Source organism: Prevotella sp. TF12-30, assembly GCF_003436715.1.
GTDB classification, from domain to species: domain Bacteria; phylum Bacteroidota; class Bacteroidia; order Bacteroidales; family Bacteroidaceae; genus Prevotella; species Prevotella copri_A.
Genome location: NZ_QSQJ01000069.1, coordinates 1 through 860 on the forward strand (window position 1 = coordinate 1; position 860 = coordinate 860).

1 protein-coding gene and 1 pseudogene are annotated in these 860 nt (G+C 39.5%); both read left to right on the plus strand.

The window, feature by feature from the left end; all coding sequences use genetic code 11:
• Positions 1 to 208, plus strand: a pseudogene (locus tag DXD25_RS16795) (energy transducer TonB); the annotation flags it as partial.
• Between the two features lie 12 nt (positions 209 to 220).
• Positions 221 to 796 carry a hypothetical protein gene (locus DXD25_RS15585; RefSeq protein ID WP_117664302.1) on the plus strand — a complete coding sequence of 192 codons (576 nt, stop codon included), beginning with the start codon at positions 221 to 223 and terminating at the stop codon, positions 794 to 796.
• The last annotated feature ends 64 nt before the right edge of the window (positions 797 to 860 follow it).

Sequence of the window (860 nt, forward strand, 5' to 3'; positions counted from 1 at the left end):
AGGAGCGGATGGCAATTGGTTTGTTGTGCCCACCGATTGCTCGTTCACGGCCATCGGTCATGTTTTAAGCGATGGTCAAAGCGGCACCATCACGGCCCATCTTTTTCCCGATATTCTGCCAAACAAGCCAGGCGTCTATCGCTTCTTCTACGAAGATAACATAGATGGCAATAAGGTGCTGCTTATGGCAACCTTTGAGTTGAAGTAAAAAAATGCAAAATTGTTAAACATATCTTACGATAAGTTTGTCCGACAAGCATCTGCCGTTTATGGGGAGAGTAGTGCATATCTCGTTCGAAATAAAAAAGACGAACCAAGTGATGAAATGATGAAAGAGATGTATGCAATTGCAAGTGTACATCAAAGAAACTCCAAAGCTTATGGTGTAAACTCTGAGCCAGCTAAAGACTTTCGTAAAAAAGGTGAAAGTCAAAGAAATGAATTACCTCTCATGCGAACAGCAATAGCGGCAGAAATTAATGCATTGTTTGGTGGCACAGATTACAGCTATGGGGCAACAATGTGGGATGGCGCAGAACAAGCCCAATTTTCTTCAAATGACATGCGTAGAAGCACAGGTAGATTCGAAATTCATATGAACACTATGGGATGGAAAATCTCCGATGGGCATTATGCAAAATGGAAGAAAAATGTTGGAAAATCGTTTAAAGCACCTCAAATTCGCATTGCTCCAACGCATTTTAATGACGGCAAACGTAATATGAATGCTGGAAAAACAAGATTACAATCAACAGCAGTATACGGAAGAACTATCTTTTGGAAAGGAACTAAATAAAAATTAGTAATGAGATTTTGTGCGATATTAATACTTTCTGTGATTTCAATTCTAAACAGTTTGG